Annotated in this window: 17 protein-coding genes; 15 read left to right on the forward strand and 2 right to left on the reverse strand. The window is 56.3% G+C overall.

The window, feature by feature from the left end; all coding sequences use genetic code 11:
* Positions 1 to 126 precede the first annotated feature (126 nt).
* The 15 genes from ftsW (at position 127) to BC777_RS00820 (ending at position 17,261) form a co-directional block, all read left to right on the forward strand.
* Positions 127 to 1,296, forward strand: a complete 1,170-nt coding sequence (ftsW, locus tag BC777_RS00745; RefSeq protein WP_100366266.1) for a putative lipid II flippase FtsW — start codon at positions 127 to 129, stop codon at positions 1,294 to 1,296.
* Positions 1,293 to 2,390 carry a UDP-N-acetylglucosamine--N-acetylmuramyl-(pentapeptide) pyrophosphoryl-undecaprenol N-acetylglucosamine transferase gene (locus BC777_RS00750; RefSeq protein ID WP_100366267.1) on the forward strand — a complete coding sequence of 366 codons (1,098 nt, stop codon included), beginning with the start codon at positions 1,293 to 1,295 and terminating at the stop codon, positions 2,388 to 2,390. Before ftsW ends, BC777_RS00750 begins: the two co-directional genes overlap by 4 nt.
* 17 nt (positions 2,391 to 2,407) lie before the next feature.
* Complete coding sequence (gene murC / locus BC777_RS00755; protein WP_211095315.1) at positions 2,408 to 3,805, forward strand: UDP-N-acetylmuramate--L-alanine ligase; 1,398 nt, start codon at positions 2,408 to 2,410, stop codon at positions 3,803 to 3,805.
* On the forward strand, positions 3,769 to 4,053 hold the full coding sequence (locus BC777_RS00760; RefSeq protein WP_168769033.1) for a DUF2484 family protein: 285 nt from the start codon (positions 3,769 to 3,771) through the stop codon (positions 4,051 to 4,053). The genes murC and BC777_RS00760 overlap by 37 nt, the downstream gene beginning before the upstream one ends.
* Position 4,054: 1 nt before the next feature.
* The gene (locus BC777_RS00765; RefSeq protein WP_100366270.1) at positions 4,055 to 4,342 is read left to right on the forward strand and encodes a UDP-N-acetylmuramate--alanine ligase; all 288 of its coding nucleotides are present in this window, start codon (positions 4,055 to 4,057) and stop codon (positions 4,340 to 4,342) included.
* 536 nt (positions 4,343 to 4,878) lie between these two features.
* Positions 4,879 to 5,202 carry a hypothetical protein gene (locus BC777_RS00775; protein ID WP_100366272.1) on the forward strand — a complete coding sequence of 108 codons (324 nt, stop codon included), beginning with the start codon at positions 4,879 to 4,881 and terminating at the stop codon, positions 5,200 to 5,202.
* The gene (murB, locus tag BC777_RS00780; RefSeq protein ID WP_100366273.1) at positions 5,195 to 6,130 is read left to right on the forward strand and encodes a UDP-N-acetylmuramate dehydrogenase; all 936 of its coding nucleotides are present in this window, start codon (positions 5,195 to 5,197) and stop codon (positions 6,128 to 6,130) included. The genes BC777_RS00775 and murB overlap by 8 nt, the downstream gene beginning before the upstream one ends.
* A 118-nt stretch (positions 6,131 to 6,248) precedes the next feature.
* On the forward strand, positions 6,249 to 7,127 hold the full coding sequence (locus BC777_RS00785) for a D-alanine--D-alanine ligase (RefSeq protein WP_245834240.1): 879 nt from the start codon (positions 6,249 to 6,251) through the stop codon (positions 7,125 to 7,127).
* The gene (locus BC777_RS00790) at positions 7,115 to 8,011 is read left to right on the forward strand and encodes a cell division protein FtsQ/DivIB (RefSeq protein ID WP_100366275.1); all 897 of its coding nucleotides are present in this window, start codon (positions 7,115 to 7,117) and stop codon (positions 8,009 to 8,011) included. Before BC777_RS00785 ends, BC777_RS00790 begins: the two co-directional genes overlap by 13 nt.
* The gene (gene ftsA, locus BC777_RS00795; protein WP_100366276.1) at positions 8,012 to 9,343 is read left to right on the forward strand and encodes a cell division protein FtsA; all 1,332 of its coding nucleotides are present in this window, start codon (positions 8,012 to 8,014) and stop codon (positions 9,341 to 9,343) included.
* A gap of 176 nt (positions 9,344 to 9,519) precedes the next feature.
* Entirely contained in the window at positions 9,520 to 11,130 is a 1,611-nt protein-coding gene (gene ftsZ, locus BC777_RS00800) for a cell division protein FtsZ (RefSeq protein ID WP_100366277.1), read from the forward strand.
* A 220-nt stretch (positions 11,131 to 11,350) separates the two neighbouring features.
* A complete protein-coding gene (lpxC, locus tag BC777_RS00805; RefSeq protein ID WP_100366278.1) occupies positions 11,351 to 12,268 on the forward strand; it encodes a UDP-3-O-acyl-N-acetylglucosamine deacetylase in 918 nt (305 codons plus the stop codon).
* Positions 12,269 to 12,403: 135 nt separating this feature from the next.
* Positions 12,404 to 13,255: an outer membrane protein assembly factor BamD gene (locus BC777_RS00810; RefSeq protein ID WP_100366279.1), complete on the forward strand. Its 852-nt coding sequence runs from the start codon at positions 12,404 to 12,406 to the stop codon at positions 13,253 to 13,255.
* Positions 13,256 to 13,279: 24 nt separating this feature from the next.
* A complete protein-coding gene (gene recN / locus BC777_RS00815) occupies positions 13,280 to 14,932 on the forward strand; it encodes a DNA repair protein RecN (protein WP_100367939.1) in 1,653 nt (550 codons plus the stop codon).
* A 640-nt stretch (positions 14,933 to 15,572) separates the two neighbouring features.
* A complete protein-coding gene (locus BC777_RS00820) occupies positions 15,573 to 17,261 on the forward strand; it encodes a chloride channel protein (RefSeq protein ID WP_100366280.1) in 1,689 nt (562 codons plus the stop codon).
* On the opposite strand, the gene BC777_RS00825 is transcribed toward BC777_RS00820, so the two are convergent.
* Positions 17,258 to 17,599, reverse strand: a complete 342-nt coding sequence (locus BC777_RS00825) for a DUF427 domain-containing protein (protein ID WP_100366281.1) — start codon at positions 17,597 to 17,599, stop codon at positions 17,258 to 17,260. The genes BC777_RS00820 and BC777_RS00825 overlap by 4 nt on opposite strands.
* 77 nt (positions 17,600 to 17,676) lie before the next feature.
* Positions 17,677 to 19,461: an aminopeptidase P family protein gene (locus tag BC777_RS00830; RefSeq protein WP_100366282.1), complete on the reverse strand. Its 1,785-nt coding sequence runs from the start codon at positions 19,459 to 19,461 to the stop codon at positions 17,677 to 17,679.
* Between the last annotated feature and the right edge of the window lie 68 nt (positions 19,462 to 19,529).

Raw genomic sequence — 19,529 nt, forward strand, 5'->3', positions numbered from 1 at the left:
CGGCGGAAGTTTGATGGGACGAAGAAAGAGGCGCGCCGCGGTTTTTCAGTGGAATCGTGGTGAATTGGCGGTTAAGGTGACCATAGACCCGGCAAACGGGCGATGTAGGCAAATGAGCGGTGATCCATGACGGAAATGGTCTATGGGACGGTCCCGGTGCAATCCGGCGACCCGGTTCTGCCCCGGTGGTGGCGGACAATTGATAAGTGGACGATGTCGTGCATCCTGTTGTTGTTCGGAATTGGCTTGCTGTTGGGTTTGGCATCCTCGCCGCCTCTGGCTGCTAAAAACGGGCTGGAGCCGTTTTATTATGTGACCCGTCAGGCGATCTTTGGCGGGATGGCCATGATGGTCATGTTTGTCGTATCCATGATGTCGCCGACACTGGTGCGCCGTTTGGCGGTTCTTGGGTTCTTGTGTGCTTTTGTGGCGCTGGCGTTATTGCCTGTTTTGGGCACCGATTTCGGAAAAGGTGCGACACGCTGGTATTCGCTGGGCTTTGCATCAGTGCAGCCTTCTGAGTTCTTGAAACCTGGGTTCGTCGTCATGGCGGCTTGGCTTTTGGCCGCCTCGCAGCAATTGGGTGGGCCGCCCGGGAAGGTCTATTCCTTTGTGCTGACGATGATGATCGTGCTGATGCTTGCGATGCAGCCGGATTTCGGGCAGGCCGCACTTATTCTCTTTGCATGGGGTGTGATGTATTTTGTGGCCGGTGCGCCGATGATTTTGTTGATTATACTTGCCGGGTTGGTCGTCTTTGGTGGCACAATCGCCTATGCTAATTCAGAGCACTTTGCCCGCCGGATTGATGGGTTTCTGTCGCCCGATGTCGATCCCAATACACAGTTGGGCTATGCGACGAACGCGATCCGTGAAGGCGGGTTCTTTGGCGTTGGTGTCGGTGAGGGGCAGGTGAAATGGTCGCTGCCCGATGCCCATACCGACTTCATTATCGCGGTTGCGGCTGAGGAGTATGGTTTGATTTGTGTGCTTGTGATTATTGCGCTTTATGCCGTGATTGTTGTGCGCTCGTTACTGCGTCTTATGAAGGAACGCGATGTGTTTATTCGCCTTGCAGGCACCGGTTTGGTTTGCATCTTTGGTGTACAGGCCATGATTAATATGGGGGTGGCAGTGCGGTTGCTGCCTGCCAAGGGGATGACGTTGCCGTTCGTGTCCTATGGTGGGTCGTCGCTGATTGCCGGCGGTATTGCTGTTGGCATGTTGTTGGCATTTACCCGCAGCAGACCGCAGGGTGCGATGGAGGATATCTTGTTGCGCCGGGCGAACCGATGAGTGCGCCACTCTTGATTATTGCCGCAGGCGGTACGGGCGGGCATATGTTTCCTGCGCAGGCCTTGGCTGAGGCTATGCTGGCGAAAGGTTGGCGCGTCAAACTGTCCACCGATACGCGTGGCGCACGTTACGCGGGCGGTTTTCCGGACGCGGTTGAGGTCAATGTGGTTGGCAGTGCGACCTTTGCCCGTGGTGGCATTGCGCAGAAACTGATGGTCCCGTTCCGTATTTTGGGCGGCATTGGCGCCGCGAAGTGGCGCATGTTTCGTGATCGACCGACGGTCGTTGTGGGCTTTGGTGGTTATCCCGCCATTCCTGCCATGTCCGCTGCATGGGCCTTGCGTATTCCGCGGATGATCCATGAACAAAACGGTGTTTTGGGGCGGGTCAATCAGCTTTTTGCCAAGCGTGTTGATCAGATTGCTTGTGGAACGTGGCCTACTGAGCTGCCAGGCAAGATTGAAGGTGTTCATACCGGAAATCCGGTGCGCGCAGCGATCCTTGAGCACGCGGGCGCGCCTTATATTCCCCCCGGCGATTACCCGATGTCGATCCTTGTCATGGGGGGCTCGCAGGGTGCGCGGGTGATGTCTGATGTGGTGCCGCCGGCGATTTCGGCCTTGCCGCAAGAAATCCGGCGCAACATTCGCGTGAGCCATCAGGCGCGGCCTGAGGACCTCGAGCGTGTCAAGGAATACTACGCAAACGAAGTCATCACGGCGGACGTGCAGACCTTCTTTGATGACGTGCCGCGCCGGATGGTGGATGCGCAATTGGTCATTTCGCGATCGGGTGCGTCGACTGTGGCAGATGTCAGCGTCATTGGCCGCCCTGCAATTTGGGTGCCCTTGGCAAGTGCTATCCGGGATGAGCAGACGGCGAATGCCCGCCAGTTGGTTGAGGCGGGGGGCGCGCATTTGATGACTGAGCCGGAATTTGAAGTCGCACCCCTGACGGATAAGCTGGCTGAACTGCTGTCGGACGGGCAGGGCATGTTGAAAATGGCGCAGGCGGCGACGGCCTGTGGTGTACCGGACGCGACGGAGCGACTGGTGCAATTGGTTGATAATCTGGCAGAGGCGGGCAAAAGATGATGGATGGGGACCCTAGAATGAATGCAGCAACGAAACTGCCCCTTGATGTGGGCCCGATCCATTTTGTGGGTATTGGCGGCATTGGGATGTCCGGCATCGCCGAAGTCCTGCTGAACCACGGCTACACTGTGCAGGGGTCTGATCTGAAAGCCTCTAAAATCACCGACCGCCTGAAATCCTTGGGCGCGATCATCTATGAAGGGCAGCGGGCAGAGAACCTTGAAGGCGCGGAGGTCATCGTGATTTCCTCTGCCATTAAGCCGGGCAATCCAGAGCTTGATGAAGCCCGCGCAAAGGGCCTGCCTGTTGTGCGCCGGGCCGAGATGTTGGCTGAACTGATGCGCCTGAAGTCGAATGTTGCCGTTGCGGGCACGCACGGCAAGACGACGACGACAACGATGGTCGCGGCCTTGCTGGATGAAGGTGGCATTGATCCGACCGTCATCAACGGTGGCATTATTCACGCCTATGGCTCCAACGCGCGGATGGGGCAGGGCGAGTGGATGGTCGTTGAGGCGGACGAGAGTGATGGGACTTTTAACCGCCTGCCTGCGACTATTGCGATTGTCACGAATATCGACCCCGAACATATGGAGCATTGGGGTACGGAAGAGGCGTTGCATCAGGGCTTCTATGATTTTGTGTCCAACATCCCATTCTACGGTTTGGCTGTTTGCTGCACTGATGATCCTGATGTGCAGTCGCTTGTGGGAAAGATCACGGACCGCCGGGTTGTGACCTATGGTTTCAATGCACAGGCAGACATTCGTGCTGTGAACCTGACTTATCAGGCTGGGGTCGCCCATTTCGATATCGCATTGCAGGCCGAGGATGCCATGATCGAAGGCTGCGCGTTGCCGATGCCGGGGGATCACAACGTCTCTAACGCCTTGTCGGCTGTGGCTGTGGCGCGCCATTTAGGCATGAAGAAGGATGAAATCCGGACTGCACTTGCGGGCTTTAAGGGCGTTAACCGCCGCTTTACCAAAGTGGGCGAAGTGGGTGGTGTGGCGATTATCGATGATTACGGCCACCACCCGGTTGAGATTGCAGCCGTGCTGAAAGCCGCCCGGCAAGCGACCGAAGGCCGTGTTATTGCGGTGCATCAACCGCACCGGTTTACCCGGTTATCGCATCACTTTGATGAATTCTGCGCTTGTTTCAATGACGCCGACGTCGTCGGCATTTCGGAGGTCTTCTCTGCCGGAGAAGACCCGATAGAAGGCGCGAGCCACCGGGATTTAGTGGCTGGTCTGATCCGTCATGGACATCGTCATGCACGCACGGTGGAATCCGAAGATGATCTGGAACGTCTTGTCCGTGAGCAAGCGAAACCGGGTGATATGGTCGTTTGCCTTGGGGCCGGTACGATCAGTGCATGGGCCAATGGGTTGCCGACTCGTTTGAAGGCGTGATTGATCCGTTTATTTTAATTGGGCTTTGGGTCGTCTTGGCATTTGTCATGGCGGCCTTTCCATCCAGTGACAAACATTGGCGGCTGGCCTATGTGCTGATTGCGGTTGGTGTGCCGCTTTTGATCTGGATCACTTGGCGCGATGGCCTGTTGATGGGTGCATTGGCGCTGATTGTCGGTGGTCTGGTGCTACGCTGGCCGGTTTACCACCTCTGGCAACACGTCAAGCGACGCTTTAGCGGCAAGTAAGATGACCCAACTGCTAGTACTGGGCGTGATGTTGATTGGGGCCGCTGCGCCTTTTGCTTTACTGACCAAGTTAATGCGCGCGGGGCACTCGGGGATTGCGCTGACCATCGTTGCGGTCATCGGCGCGGTCTTTGTCATCTTGATTTATGCCAGTGGGCGTCCCTTTGGGATTGATCCTGTTTTCGCGATGACAGTCGCGATGCTGGCCTGTGTACCCGCACTTTTGGGTAGCACAGCAGGGGCATTCTTAGGCTGGTTGCTGCGTCGGCAGGATGACCGGCGGATTTAATTCAGCATCTTCAAAAGAAAATACTTGAACGACGTTCAATTTTGCGTCATATAAATGAACAAAGTTCACAAATGGAGAATACGCATGGACTCTGGAGAATATACTTTGTTCGCTATCCCCGTAATTGCCCTTTTTGGCGTCGTTGTTTCTAATGTTTTGGATTGGTAAAAATAGGAACCATGTGGGGCTTATCAGCCTTGGCACTGTTTGGTCCGCATTTACCGGGGCCATGTTCATTGGGCTTGTAACCTCAAACGGTTGGGATGAATTAGGCTATGCGGCGGCTTTAATTGGGATTAGCGCTCCTGCGGGTGTTGCTGGACTGATTGGAGGTATGGTCGGTTGGGGTAAAAGCGAAAAACCAACGCCGGCCTAGTCTTTCTGCGATGCCTGGCGCGGCGGCAAATTTACCAGCGTGCGACGCCGCTTAAAGGACGATCATCGAGGCTGATAAAACCCTCAATAAAGATAGTCGTCGACCTGAGTTCAGCTTTTGCAGTAAGCATAAATCATGCTCAATACGGAGACCAAACATAATGGCCGAAGTTCTTTTTATCGTTGTCCCTTTCGGGCTTGTGGGCGCCGTTTTCTTTGCGATGTGCTTTGCGTTTGGTAAACGGCGTATGAGTGGTTGGCTGACTGGCGTTGCAGTTTTGTTAGTGATCTTTGCAGTCTTGATGATTGTCGGAATTCAGTACGAACAAAGTCTTCCCAATAATGGTAGAATGCAGCAAGAAAGGGCTCTGGATGGCCTTGGATATGTCTTGGCCTTGATTGGCTTTGGTGTGCCGGCAATCGTGGGTGGCTTGCTGGGTGGGGGCCTTGGCTGGTTTCAGTATGAAGAAGCAAAGAATGCTTGATTTACCTATCGTGCGCGGCACGTTGACCGCGCATCGGCCTCTTGCAGATCTCACTTGGATGCGCGTTGGGGGTCCGGCAGAGGTGCTGTTTCAACCTGCCGATGTGCAGGACCTGTCTGCGTTTCTTGCGGCGCTTGATCCTGCGGTGCCCGTGTTCCCAATTGGGGTAGGCAGCAACCTGATTGTCCGTGATGGCGGGATCAGCGGTGTTGTGATCCGCATGGGGCGTGGGTTTAACAGCATCGACATCGGCGACAACACAGTGACGGCAGGGGCGGCGGCCTTGGATGCGCATGTGGCCCGCAAAGCTGCGGATGCGGGGTTCGACCTGACCTTTCTGCGCACCATTCCGGGCACTATCGGCGGGGCCGTGCGCATGAATGCGGGATGCTATGGCACCTATATTGCGGATGTCTTGCAATCCGTCACTGTCGTTTTGCGCGATGGCACGATCACTGAAATGCCCGTTGATGCGCTGCAACTCGCCTATCGCCAAAGCTTCTTGCCGGATGAGGCCATCATCATTTCGGCGACGCTTTCTGCACCCAAAGAAAACCCCGATATTCTGCATCAGCGCATGGCTGACCAACTGGCCAAGCGTGACGAAACCCAGCCGACCAAGGACCGGACGGCTGGCTCAACCTTCCGGAATCCGGCGGGTTTTTCTTCGACCGGGCAGGTGGATGATGTGCATGATCTGAAGGCCTGGAGGGTGATTGATAACGCTGGGATGCGTGGTGCGCGGATTGGCGGTGCAGTCATGAATACCATGCATTCCAATTTTCTGACCAACGCAGGCGATGCGACCGCCGCCGACCTTGAGGATTTAGGAGAGTTGGTGCGGAAAAAGGTTTACGATTCCCAAGGGATTGAGCTACAATGGGAAATCAAGCGGGTCGGTCACCGGAAAGGTGAAAAACCCGCCTAAAACGGTCAAAAGGCCACTGATCCAAGGCAAGGGTCAAAACGAATGACGGGTCGCTAAAGGCCCGCGAATAAGGCGGTAGGGTATGTCGAGCAGGGCAAACCCGAAAGTTGTTGTCCTCATGGGCGGTCCATCTGCGGAACGTGACGTTTCGCTGAGTACGGGTCGCGAGTGTGCGGCGGCTTTACGGGATGCAGAGTGTAACGTGATCGAGGTCGATGCAGGCCCCGACGTTGCTGCGCGACTGATCGAAATTGCACCTGATGTTGTATTCAACGCGCTTCATGGTCGCTGGGGTGAGGATGGCGCCATTCAAGGTCTGCTGGAATGGCTGAAAATTCCCTATACGCATTCCGGCATTTTGGCTTCGGCCCTGACCCTTGATAAGCAGCGCACCAAGGATGTTTATCGCAAGGTGGGGTTGCCCGTCGTTGATAGTATTCTGGCCCCTGCTGATGCTGTGAGCGCGGCCCATGTGATGCCGCCGCCCTATGTGGTGAAACCTTATAATGAAGGCTCTAGCGTTGGCATCTACATCGTTAACGCTGATGCCAATGGCCCGCCGCAACTGTCCGATGACATGCCCGACGAGGTGATGGTCGAAGCCTTTGCGCCGGGCCGTGAGTTAACGACGACGGTGATGGGTGATCGCGCGCTGACCGTGACGGATATCATCACGGATGGCTGGTACGACTATCACGCAAAATATGCACCAGGTGGGTCGCGCCATGAGCTGCCTGCCGATGTACCGGCCGACATTTTCGCCGCTTGTATGGAATACGCCTTGCGCGCGCATCAGGCGCTTGGGTGCCGTGGTGTCAGCCGCACTGATTTTCGCTGGGATGAGACGCGGGGGCTGGATGGTTTGATCCTGCTTGAAACCAACACCCAGCCCGGCATGACGCCAACATCGCTGACGCCCGAACAGGCTGCACATGTCGGTATTTCTTTCCCGCAGCTATGCCGTTGGATGGTGGAGGACGCATCATGCGATCGTTGATCCGCCGCACCGTATCTGACGCAGCACCGCGTGATCCGGCGCCATCGCGGATGGGCTATCGCTATCAGCGGTTGATGCTGACACCTGGGTTTCGCGGCACCGTACGGATCGGCGTGCCCATCTTGTTGATCGTGGCGATTTTCGGTTCGTGGTACTCCAAGCCGGAAAACCGCGCAGCGCTTGCAATGACCATCGCGGACGCCAAGCAGGACTTTCAGCACCGTCCGCAGTTCATGATCCGCACAATGAATGTCACTGGTGCTGACCTGTCGGCCATGACGGACGTGGCCTCTTTGTTGCCAACCGAATTCCCGGTGTCTTCTTTCGACCTTGATCTTGAGAAAATACGCGCTGAGATCGAAGCGCTTGATCCTATTAAATCTGCCAGTGTGCGTGTCGGGCAAGCGGGCGCTTTGGAGGTTCGGTTGAACCCGCGCGTGCCCGTGGCCCTTTGGCGCGATGGCGCGACGTTGCGTTTGATTGATGCGGGTGGCGTGCAGTCGGGCCAGATCATCGCGCGCGCAGATCGGCTTGATCTGCCTTTGATCGCGGGCGATGGCGCAGAAGATAACATTGAAGAAGCACTCAGCCTTTTTGCGGCAGCTGGCCCCTTGATCGACCGCGTGCGCGGTCTGGTGCGGATGGGTGAGCGGCGCTGGGATATGGTGCTTGATCGTGACCAACGCATTCTGCTGCCTGGTGACAACCCGGTTGCCGCTTTGGACCGGGTCATCGCGTTGAACGGCGCGCAGGACATGCTGAACCGTGATGTCGCTGCTGTTGATATGCGCAACACCGACAGACCAACACTGCGAATGAACGAAGAGGCGGCAGATGCGCTGCGCCGGGTAAATACAACAATTGATGATGGGGCGGACAACTAGATGGGCGATCTCTACGACAGCCAACGGGCCATGCGGCAAATGCGCAAAGCGGCGATGCAGCGGGGTGTTGTCGCCATTTTGGACATTGGCACATCCAAGATCGCCTGCCTTGTGCTGCGCTTTGACGGGCCTGAGCAGTTTCGCACGGATGGTGTTGGGTCGCTTGCGGGGCAATCGCAGTTTCGCGTGATCGGTGCGGCGACAACCCGGTCACGTGGTGTGCGTTTCGGCGAAGTTGATGCGATGCAGGAAACGGAGCGTGCCATCCGGACGGCGGTGCAGGCCGCGCAGAAGATGGCGAACGTACGTGTTGATCACGTGATTGCCTGCCTGTCCGGTGCGCGCCCTCGCTCTTACGGGTTAGATGGCACGTTGAACGTGTCTGGTGCGATGATCACCGAGCAGGATATCAGTCAGGTGATGGCGTCTTGCAACGTGCCTGACTACGGTGCCGACCGTGAGGTGTTGCATGCGCAGCCGGTGAACTTTGCACTGGATCATCGCTCTGGTCTTGCGGATCCACGCGGGCAGATCGGTAATCAACTGAAGACCGATATGCATATGCTGACGGTCGATGCGACCGCAGTGCACAACATCTTTTATTGCATCAAGCGGTGCGATCTGGAACTGGCTGGGATCGCGTCATCGGCTTACGTGTCCGGCATGTCTTCACTGGTTGAGGATGAGCAAGAACTGGGTGCGGCCTGTATTGACCTTGGGGGCGGCACGACCGGCCTGTCGGTCTTTATGAAGAAGCACATGATCTATGCAGATAGCGTGCGCATGGGGGGTGAGCATGTCACCTCTGACATCTCGATGGGTTTGCAAATCCCTGCGTCGACCGCGGAACGGATCAAGACATTTTACGGTGGTGTCATGGCGACCGGCATGGATGATCGCGAAATGATCGAGATTGGTGGCGATACTGGCGACTGGGAGCATGATCGGCGCACCGTCAGCCGGGCCGAATTGATTGGCATCATGCGCCCGCGTGTTGAAGAGATTTTGGAAGAGGTGCGCGAGCGTCTTGATGCGGCTGGGTTTGAACATCTGCCGGGTCAGCAGATCGTGCTGACGGGTGGCGGTAGCCAGATCCCCGGACTTGATGGTTTGGCGAGCAAAATCCTCGGCCAGCAGGTGCGCTTGGGGCGTCCTTTGCGTGTGCAAGGTCTGCCACAGGCCGCGATTGGACCGGCGTTTTCGAGCGCTGTCGGCCTGACATTGTTCGCAGCAAACCCACAAGACGAGTGGTGGGATTTTGAGATCCCTGCCGAAAACTATCCCGCGCGATCGCTCAAACGGGCTGTAAAATGGTTTAAGGACAACTGGTAATGCGCAATATCTTGCTCATTGGCCGAAATGCCGGGGGCAGAGCGCAGTTTTTGTCCAGATTTGGTGGCAATTTTGTGTTTTTGTCGTGACCTTTCGGCATCACTTCGTTAATGTGAGTCTTAATAAGCAGTAATCGCCCGCGGGCACGGGCAAATAAAAAACAGGCGGATCGAGTTATGACATTGAATCTTTCCCTTCCGGGGCACGAAGAACTGAAACCACGGATCACCGTATTTGGTGTGGGTGGCGCAGGCGGCAACGCTGTAAACAATATGATTGAGCAAGAGCTTGATGGGACCGAGTTCGTCGTGGCGAACACCGACGCGCAGGCACTGCAACAATCGCGTGCTGGTGCGAAGATCCAGATGGGTCTGAAAGTGACCGAAGGTTTGGGTGCGGGTGCGCGTGCAACGGTCGGCGCTGCGGCTGCCGAAGAAAGCATCGAACAGATCGTTGATCATCTTGCGGGCGCGCACATGTGCTTTATCACGGCTGGTATGGGCGGGGGTACTGGTACAGGCGCCGCGCCGATCATCGCGCAAGCAGCGCGTGAGTTGGGTGTTCTGACCGTTGGTGTTGTAACCAAGCCCTTCCAGTTCGAAGGTGCCAAGCGCATGAAACAAGCTGAGGACGGCGTTGAAGCCCTTCAGAAAGTTGTCGATACGCTGATCATCATACCTAACCAGAATCTTTTCCGTCTGGCCAATGAGAACACGACGTTCACCGAAGCTTTCGCTCTGGCTGATGATGTACTCTACCAAGGTGTGAAAGGTGTGACTGATCTGATGGTCCGTCCTGGTCTGATCAACCTTGATTTCGCCGATGTCCGCGCCGTGATGGATGAGATGGGTAAGGCGATGATGGGGACAGGTGAAGCCGACGGTGAAAACCGTGCGATCCAAGCGGCTGAAAAGGCTATCGCCAATCCGCTGTTGGACGAGATTTCGCTGGAAGGCGCTAAAGGTGTCTTGATCAACATCACTGGTGGTTATGATCTGACACTCTTTGAACTGGATGAAGCCGCCAACAAGATCCGTGAAAAAGTTGATGGTGATGCGAACATCATCGTTGGCTCTACGCTCGACACTGGCATGGAAGGCAAGATGCGTGTGTCTGTTGTTGCAACGGGCATTGATGCAATTGCCAAGGAAATGGACGCTCCCGTGCCACGCCGCTCTATGGCAGCGCCTTTGGCTCCTGTAGCCGAAGTTGCGGCGCCTGCCGCTGTTGAAGAACCACAAGTGCAAGCACCCGCAGCTGTTGCCGCAGCGGCGCAACCCGCACCGCAGCCTGCAGTTGAAGAACGCACATTGTTTGAAAATCTGGATGCGCCAGCGCCGCAGCCAACCGTGGAGCAGCAGCAGCCAGCACCTGCACCGCAGCAAGTTGCCGCAGATGATCTGCCGCCGCCTGCTTACACGCCACGCCCAGAACCTGCGTTGACAGAGGCTGATAATTTTGTGGCGCCGCGCGCTGCAGCGTCCCCCGGCACCCCATCGCCAGAGGCGCTGGCCCGTTTGCAAGCCGCCGTCAGCCGCGTACCCAATGCAGAGGCACCGCAACAGCCCGCCGCGGCACCTGCTGCAGCGGCGCCGACAGAAGCGGATAAGCCACGTTTCGGGATCAATTCTCTGATCAACCGCATGACCGGTGCGCAATCAGAAGACGCGCCGCAGCAGCCTGCACGTACGCAGCCGCAGGTTACTGCATTGCATCAAGAGCCAGAGCAGGGTGACGATCCCGAAAAGATCGAAATTCCCGCCTTCCTGCGCCGTCAGGCAAATTAAGCTGACATAAACTGTTGCATTGACGTAACGTCGAGATAAATGAGAAGGCCGCAATTGAGCGGCCTTTTTTCTTTTCTTTTGAATGGGTTGCAGGGTGTGCCTTAGTCTTGCCACAGTTCGTGCCACAAGTGTTTCAGACCGTCGCAAAGAGTGAGTTGAGACATGAACTATTGCACCCTAGTTCAGGGTAACAACGAAATTGCTGCGAAGGCAAAAAACCGTGCAAACAACATTGAAAACAGACGTTACATTTGAGGGCACCGGTCTGCACTCGGGTGAAGCTGTGCGTGTTGTTTTGCATCCGGCGCCTGCCAACACCGGCGTCGTCTTTCGGCGCACCGACGTGGCGGGCCGCCCCACACTGCGGGCTGATTTCCGCGATGTGATTGTATCGCCTTTGAATACCCGTCTGAGCAATGCAGACGGTGTGACTGTTTCAACGATTGAACATCTGATGGCCGCATTCGCTGGCTGTGGTGTGCATAACGTCTTGGTCGATATTGATGGGCCCGAAGTGCCGATCCTGGATGGCAGCGCAGCCAGCTTTGTCCGTGGGATCGTAGAGGCGGGACTGACGCGCCTGTCTGCCCCGCTGCAAGCGATTGAGATTTTGGGCGAAGTGTCGGTGTCTGATGGTGGTGCGACGGCAACCCTTTCGCCTGCAACGACGCTACAAATTGATTTCGAGATTGAATTTTCTGACGCGGCTATTGGCCGTCAGAAGAAGACATTGAACATGGCCAATGGTGCATTTGTGCGCGAACTTTGCGACAGCCGCACGTTCTGCCGTTCTGCTGATGTTGATGCCATGCGTGCCAAGGGGCTTGCGCTGGGTGGTACGGTTGAAAATGCCGTTGTGGTGGACGGTGCCGATGTTTTGACACCCGGCGGTCTGCGCCACGCGGATGAGGCCGTGCGCCACAAGATGCTGGATGCCTTGGGCGATCTTTACACGGCTGGTGCGCCAATTATTGGCCGCTACACCGGATCGCGCGCGGGTCATGCGATGACAAACAAGCTGTTGCGCGCCCTTTTTGCGCAGCCAGATGCATGGCGTTTCGTGCGCTGTGACGCAAAAATCGCGGCCCGTTTGCCCGGTGTTGGCGTCAGCATGGCTGACTTGGATGCTGTCGCCTAATCGCAACCCACTGACAGTTGATCACCTTGCGTTCAAAAGGGCATTTTGCCCCCCATTTTTCTATGTTAGACCGACCCAAAGCGATGGCGATTGAACGTCATGGCACAGCAAGCACGTTTGAATGAGGACGCGAGGATGTCAGTCAAAAAGGGCCACGCCAGCCGATGGATGTTCCGTTTTGGCGCAGCTGTCAGCCTTGCCATTCTTGCGGCATGCGGCAACAGCGACCGCGGCGGAGAGCCGCTTGATGATTTAAGCGCGCAAGCGATTTTCGAGCGTGGTGAGCGACAAATCGCAAGTGGCAACCCCGATGATGCCGCTTTCACCTTTGGTGAGATTGAACGGCTGTACCCCTATTCGGAGTTCGCACAGCGTGCGCTGATCATGCAGGCCTTTGCTTATCACCGTGATGAGGATTACCCTAATAGTCGGGCCTCTGCGCAGCGTTATCTTGATTTTTATCCCGCCGAAGATGACGCGGCCTATGCGGCGTATCTTTTGGCCCTGTCCTATTATGACCAGATTGATGAAGTTGGTCGTGATCAGGGGCTGACATTTCAGGCGCTGCAATCCCTGCGCCGCGTGATCGAACAGTACCCCGATAGCGAATATGCGGATACATCGGTCCTTAAGTTTGATCTGGCCTTTGATCATCTGGCGGCCAAGGAAATGGAAATTGGGCGCTTTTACCTCAAGCGGGGTAATTACGTCGCGGCCGTCAACCGGTTCCGTACCGTGGTTGAGGATTTCCAGACCACATCTCATACACCAGAAGCGCTGCACCGTTTGGTCGAAAGCTATTTGTCGCTTGGGCTGGTTGAAGAAGCGCAGACTGCCGGTGCTATTCTGGGCTATAACTATCAATCCAGCGAATGGTATGAGTCGAGCTTTGCCTTGCTGACCGGCCAAGGCTTGTCGGCAGATGCCGCCGGTGACAATTGGTTGTCATCGATTTACCGGCAAGTGCTGCTTGGTGAATGGCTATAATCATCGCGGGGTTTGGGCTTTGACATGCTCCGTGGATTAGACATCAGGGACATGCTGATTATCGACCGGCTGGAACTTGATTTTCAGCCCGGCTTGAATGCGCTGACCGGCGAAACCGGCGCAGGTAAATCCATCTTGCTTGATGCATTGGGGTTTGTGCTGGGCTGGCGTGGCCGCGCCGAATTGGTGCGGCAGGGGGCAAATCAGGGCGAGGTCACGGCCTGTTTTGATCTTTCTGCGGGGCATCCGGCCTTTGCGGTTCTTGAAGACGCGGGGATCGCTGTCGAGGATGAACTGATCCTGCGCCGTATCAATACCCGTGACGGCCGCAAGACTGCATGGGTCAATGACCGCCGCGTCAGCGGTGAGGTCTTGCGCAGCTTGTCAGAGACATTGGTGGAATTGCACGGGCAACATGATGATCGGGGCCTGCTGAACCCGCGTGGCCATCGGCAGATGCTGGACAGCTATGCGCAGCTTGAGGCGGTATTGGACAAGACACGGGCTGCTTGGCGCGCGCTAAACACGTCACAACGTGATTTGCAGGCCGCCGAAGCACAGATTGCCGAGGCACGTGCGGAAGAAGATTATCTGCGCCATGCGGTCGCGGAACTGGATGCTTTGGCACCCGAAGCGGGTGAAGAAGCAACGCTGGATACTCAGCGCCGTTTGATGCAGGCCGCCGAAAAGATTCGTGCGGATATCATGAAGGCGGCGGATGCTTTGGGGTTACAAGGTGCTGAGGGTATGATCGGTGATGCCTCACGCTGGTTACAAGGTGTGGCGGCTGATGCCGAAGGCCGTATCGATGCCCCGCTTGCCGCACTGGAACAGGTTTTGACCGGGCTTGATGATGCGCAGCGGGGCATTGCGGATTGTCTGGATGCGTTGTCGTTCAATACATCCGAACTTGAAGATGTCGAAGAACGGCTGTTCGCAATTCGTGGTTTGGCGCGCAAACATAATGTGTTGCCCGATGACTTGCGCGACTTTGCGGATGGCCTGCGCCGCCGTCTGACCGTGCTGGATGATGGCGCGCGCGATTTGGCAGAGCTTACGGCAGCAGTGAATGCTGCACAGGTGCGCTATGATTCCGCCGCTGCCGGTTTGCACCAAAAACGCCAGAAGGCGGCCAAGGCGTTGGACGCTGCGATGGCAAAGGAACTGGCACCCTTGAAAATGGAACGTGCTGTCTTTGAAACCCAGATCACCCCAGCAGAACAACCCGGCCCCGATGGCGCTGATATCGTGGCCTTTACGGTTGCGACAAACCCCGGTGCGCCTGCTGGTCCGCTTAACAAGATCGCATCGGGTGGAGAGTTGAGCCGGTTTCTTTTGGCGCTCAAGGTCTGTTTGACGAAAGATGCCAATGGGCTGACCATGATTTTTGATGAGATAGATCGCGGTGTTGGTGGGGCCACTGCGGATGCTGTTGGGCGGCGCTTGGCTGAGCTGGCCGCAGAGGGTCAGGTTCTTGTGGTCACCCATTCACCACAGGTCGCGGCACTGTCGGATCATCACTGGCGCGTTGAAAAGCAGCAAACCCATAACGAAACCCGTTCGACCGTTGTTGCGTTGGACCAGGGCGCGCGTGTGGATGAGATTGCACGGATGCTGTCCGGCGACACAGTGACCGAGGCGGCAAGAGATGCCGCACGCGCGTTGATGAATGCCTAGAAAGGAAGTGGGCGCCGCCAGACAGCGACGCCCTGAACTTTCACCGGTTACCTATCCCACTCATACCAGCGTACCACGGCCACTCACCTCCGGGATACGCGCAGTTCATTTGCAAGAGACCGAATATGGCCTCTGATAACGTGAAGTACCTGTTACGATAATGTAGGTCAGCACTTCATTACTCACTAACCTGAGAGGCAATACGCGCCTCAATTGCTGAAAATACAGGGTCACATCGCCGTCAGCAACATATACCAAAGTATATCAATAATGCTGACCTAACTATCGTGAGTTGATTGAGTGACGAAGCAAAAACCGAAAAAATTCCTAGGAATTGTTTAAAATCTTGGCAAAATGCTCTAAAAAACAGTGATATCGTCTTTCGCAGTCTTTGATCCACCATGGAATTGCTCATTTTGTTAACCTAGCGTCGCTTCATTCCGAGATGCACGCAAAAGATGTGTTTGATCTGCGGCCTTGCTGAACGAATCATGCTTTTGTTCATGTGTCCTGACATCTCTGCCCACGATAACTTTTTCTTGGAAGCCACCAGGCCATGAAGTAGCTTGAAGCCACGTCAGGGTTTGCACCCTTTGTAAATTTTCGACCGTGCCAAACCGCGCACAAGAAAGCCAACTGTATGGGTAAGCCAGTCAAAGTGTTGCTGCAGCAAGGTATGGCTGATGCTTCACTGGCGTGCCGCGATGCCGCCCGCGTGATGAAGACCCATGGGCCTAACCAAATTCAATTCTGGTTTATTGCTTTGGCCATCGGGATTGCTGCCGGATGTGCCGCCGTGCTTTTTCGGCTTGGCATTTATGCTATCCAGACAACGGCCTACGGTACGGATGATGTGCTAACCCTGCATTCCTTTGCCGCTGGTCTGGACTGGTATCAGATTTTGCTGATCCCGATCTGTGGCGGGCTGATTGTTGGTTTGATTCTGGATCGCTTTACCGATGACGGGCGCGTGCGTTCTGTCGCCGATGTGATCGAAGGTGCGGCCCTGTCTGAAGGCCGGGTTGAGGTGCGGCGCGGTTTGGCATCGGCTGCGGCATCAATGATCACGCTGTCGACCGGTGGATCATCCGGGCGTGAAGGACCGGTGGTGCACCTTGCTGCCGTCATATCGACCGGGATTTGCAGGTGGATCAACGCCAATGGGATTACGGGTCGTGATTTGCTGGGATGCGCCGTCGCGGCGGCGGTATCTGCCAGCTTCAACGCGCCTATCGCTGGCGCGCTTTTCGCTTTGGAAGTCGTGTTACGTCATTTCGCCGTACACGCCTTTGCCCCCATCGTCATTGCCTCTGCTGTCGGCACCGTCATCAACCGGCTGGTGTTTGGCGATGTGACAGAGTTTGCCTTACCTGTGCAAAACGCCTTGGGCTTTTATGTTGAGTTGCCTGCCTTCCTGATCTTGGGTCTTGTGTGCGGGCTTGTCGCGGTTGCCTTGATGAAGTCGATCTTCTGGGCCGAGGATTTTGGCAACTACATTCAGCGCGAAACCGGCATCCCCCGCTATTTGCGCCCAGCGATTGCGGGCGCCTTGCTGGGTGGATTGGCGATCTGGTGGCCGCATATTATTGGCGTCGGATATGAGACGACTTCGGCGGCGCTGACCGGAGAGTTGCTTTTGCATGAAGCCATCGTCTTTGTCGTCCTCAAGGTCATAGCAGTGGCGATCACCATGGGCGGGCGTATGGGGGGCGGCGTCTTTTCACCTTCGCTCATGGTTGGCGCGCTGACGGGGCTGGCCTTCGGTATTATCTCGACCGCCGTTTTCCCCACGGTGTCAGGCAGTGGAACGCTCTACGCTTTGGCGGGCATGGGGGCTGTGGCGGCTGCCGTGCTGGGGGCGCCCATATCGACAACGCTGATTGTGTTTGAATTGACGGGTGACTGGCAAACGGGCCTTGCAGTTATGGTCGCCGTGTCGTTGTCAACGGCGCTGTCATCGCGCCTTGTGGACCGGTCTTTCTTCCTAACCCAGCTTGAACGGCGCAACGTGCATCTGGCAGCGGGGCCACAGGCGTATTTGTTGGCGACGTTCAAAGTATCCTCCATCATGCGCAAAATGGACGCCAAGAATGCGGCTGCCGAGGATGCGTGCTGGGATCTGATCCGCGATGGTATCTATGTTGACGGTAATGCCACCTTGGAGCAGGCGATGCCCATCTTTGATGGGGCAGGGCATAGGTTCATCCCTGTCGTTACACTGGGAGGTGAAGACGCCCCGCCAGAACTGTGGGGCGCGCTGTTTCAGGTCGATGCGTTGCGCGCGATGAACCGCGCGCTGTCAGAAACTGCCGCCGAAGAACACTCTTAAACCTGCTCGACCGCGACTTTTTCGGAATAGAACGCGATATGGTCCTTAATTGCGGCTACCGTTGCGATTGGGTTTTCGTAGGACCACGCCGCATTGGCGATCGGCCCGCTTTTGGCTTCGATCGTGAAATAGTTGGCCTCGCCTTTAAACGGGCATTTCGACGTCATATCCGTCGGCTCCAGAAACGCCATGGCAAGGTCGGTGCGGGGGAAATAGATCACCGCGGGATAGTCGCCTTCAACCAGCTCTAACGCATTGGTGCTTTCGCCAATCACAGCGCCTGCTGCCCGGACCACCCAAGTACCCGTTGCGGGTCGGATTTTGATATGATCGGCCATGGCGATATCCTTTTCTTTAATGGTTGTCGGCACCCGGCGCGCCGACAAACGTAAAACAGCTAAATGACGGTGTGATGTCAGAGCGGGGCACAGGCTGCGGTTAGCCAATCGCGCGTCTGCGCATCCAGTCGCGGAGCAAGAAGTGACAATGTATCGCTATGATAGCGATCAATCCAGTCCCGTTCTGCATGTGTCAGGAGGGCAGTATCGATCAACCGCCTGTCGAAAGGCACATAAGTCAGCGTTTCAAAGGACAGCATCTTGCGGTCATCCGCTCCGGCAAGGGCAAGGGCGTCGATCACGACGATCAGGTTTTCAATGCGGATCCCAAAAGCGCCTTCACGATAATACCCCGGCTCGTTCGACAGGATCATCCCTTTTTTCAAGGTCACGTCAGACTGACGGTAAATGCCTTGTGGTCCCTCGTGCACGCTCAGATAACTGCCCACCCCATGCCCGGTGCCATGGTCATAATCCTGTCCCGCCATCCATAAAGGTGCGCGCGCCAGCGCATCCAAATGCTGACCGCCCACACCTTTGGGAAAGCGGATGCGGCTGATAGCGAGCATGCCTTGCAGAACGCGGGTGTAGCAGGTCTTGTGTTCGTTTGTTGGCGTACCGATGGCCATTGTCCGGGTGATATCGGTTGTACCGTCGATGTATTGCCCGCCGCTATCGACCAGCAATAGATTACCCTCTGTAATGGGTCGGTTGGTCTCTTCGCTGACGCGGTAATGGACAATTGCACCATTTGGGCCAGCACCACAGATGGTGTCAAAGCTGATGTCGCGCAAGGCATTTGTTTGCATGCGAAACCCTTCGAGGGCTTTGACCACATCAATTTCTGTCAGGCCGCCCTGCGGTGCCATTGCATCCAGCCAGGCCAGAAAACGCACCATCGCTACGGCGTCGCGTTCATGCGCGGCTTTGGCCCCCGCTACCTCTGCATCGTTCTTGCAAGCTTTCGGCAGGATGCAGGGGTCCTGACCTGCGATCACATCGCAACCAGCCTCTTTCAGTACGGTCGCCACTTTGTCAGGGCAACTGCGTTTGTCGATCAGGACCTGCCCTTTCAATGCGCCAAGAGCACCCAGAAAAGCATCAACATCGTGGACGGTCACATCTGGCCCCAGATGTTCCAGAATATCGTCTGCCTTGCCTGCACCAGCAAAAAGATCGACCCGGCCATCCTTGTATAAAATCGCAAAGGCCTGCGGCACAGGATTGCGGTCAATGTCCGTGCCGCGGATGTTGAGCAACCACGCGATACTGTCGGGCAAGGTTAGTACGGCGGCCGTCTCATCCATATCCGCAGCAAGCCGTGCGCGTTTGTCAGCATGTGTCTCACCTGCATGTTCAAGCGCATGGGCCGTAAAAGGGGCGTCCGGCGCGGTAGGTTGATCATCCCAGATTGCATCAACCAGATTATCGGTGGTGGTGAAGGTCAACGCAGTCAGCTTTTCCCGTAGCCCCGCAATTTCTGAGGCCGTGTGTAACCAAGGGTCATAGGCAATGGTCCCGCCTTGTGGCAATTGCTCTGCCAGCCAATCGGCCAGCTGCACCTCTGGCCAATGCACGGGCGTGAACACATCAGCCACTTGCGCGCGCACTTGAACGCGGTAGCGACCGTCAATGAAAACACCCGCAGCATCCGCCAACACGGCACAAAAACCCGCTGACCCTGAAAACCCCGTCAGCCACGCAAGCCGCGCATCACGCGGGGCGACATATTCGCCCTGATGCGCATCCGCCCGTGGAACCAAGAATACATCAAACCCCTTTTGCGCCATGAGTGTACGCAAAGCCGCCAGCCGTGGCGGGCCCTGATCAGGCGAAGATTGCACTTCAAACGTTTGAAACATTGGCGAAACCAAACCTCTTTCTTCGTCCAATCAAACTTCCGCCGGAGGCATCAGTTGTCAGCTGCAAG

Source organism: Yoonia maricola (assembly GCF_002797915.1).
Lineage (GTDB): Bacteria > Pseudomonadota > Alphaproteobacteria > Rhodobacterales > Rhodobacteraceae > Yoonia > Yoonia maricola.

Bases quoted from the DNA above. Each gene is read 5' to 3' on its own strand.
- BC777_RS00790 (WP_100366275.1), top strand. From the start codon at position 7,115: ATGCGATCGTTGATCCGCCGCACCGTATCTGACGCAGCACCGCGTGAT.
- murB (WP_100366273.1), top strand. From the start codon at position 5,195: ATGCTTGATTTACCTATCGTGCGCGGCACGTTGACCGCGCATCGGCCT.
- ftsA (WP_100366276.1), top strand. From the start codon at position 8,012: ATGGGCGATCTCTACGACAGCCAACGGGCCATGCGGCAAATGCGCAAA.
- ftsW (WP_100366266.1), top strand. From the start codon at position 127: ATGACGGAAATGGTCTATGGGACGGTCCCGGTGCAATCCGGCGACCCG.
- BC777_RS00785 (WP_245834240.1), top strand. From the start codon at position 6,249: ATGGGCGGTCCATCTGCGGAACGTGACGTTTCGCTGAGTACGGGTCGC.
- recN (WP_100367939.1), top strand. From the start codon at position 13,280: ATGCTCCGTGGATTAGACATCAGGGACATGCTGATTATCGACCGGCTG.
- ftsZ (WP_100366277.1), top strand. From the start codon at position 9,520: ATGACATTGAATCTTTCCCTTCCGGGGCACGAAGAACTGAAACCACGG.
- murC (WP_211095315.1), top strand. From the start codon at position 2,408: ATGAATGCAGCAACGAAACTGCCCCTTGATGTGGGCCCGATCCATTTT.
- BC777_RS00810 (WP_100366279.1), top strand. From the start codon at position 12,404: ATGTCAGTCAAAAAGGGCCACGCCAGCCGATGGATGTTCCGTTTTGGC.
- BC777_RS00765 (WP_100366270.1), top strand. From the start codon at position 4,055: ATGACCCAACTGCTAGTACTGGGCGTGATGTTGATTGGGGCCGCTGCG.
- BC777_RS00820 (WP_100366280.1), top strand. From the start codon at position 15,573: ATGGGTAAGCCAGTCAAAGTGTTGCTGCAGCAAGGTATGGCTGATGCT.
- BC777_RS00760 (WP_168769033.1), top strand. From the start codon at position 3,769: ATGGGCCAATGGGTTGCCGACTCGTTTGAAGGCGTGATTGATCCGTTT.
- BC777_RS00775 (WP_100366272.1), top strand. From the start codon at position 4,879: ATGGCCGAAGTTCTTTTTATCGTTGTCCCTTTCGGGCTTGTGGGCGCC.
- BC777_RS00825 (WP_100366281.1), bottom strand. From the start codon at position 17,599: ATGGCCGATCATATCAAAATCCGACCCGCAACGGGTACTTGGGTGGTC.
- BC777_RS00830 (WP_100366282.1), bottom strand. From the start codon at position 19,461: ATGTTTCAAACGTTTGAAGTGCAATCTTCGCCTGATCAGGGCCCGCCA.
- BC777_RS00750 (WP_100366267.1), top strand. From the start codon at position 1,293: ATGAGTGCGCCACTCTTGATTATTGCCGCAGGCGGTACGGGCGGGCAT.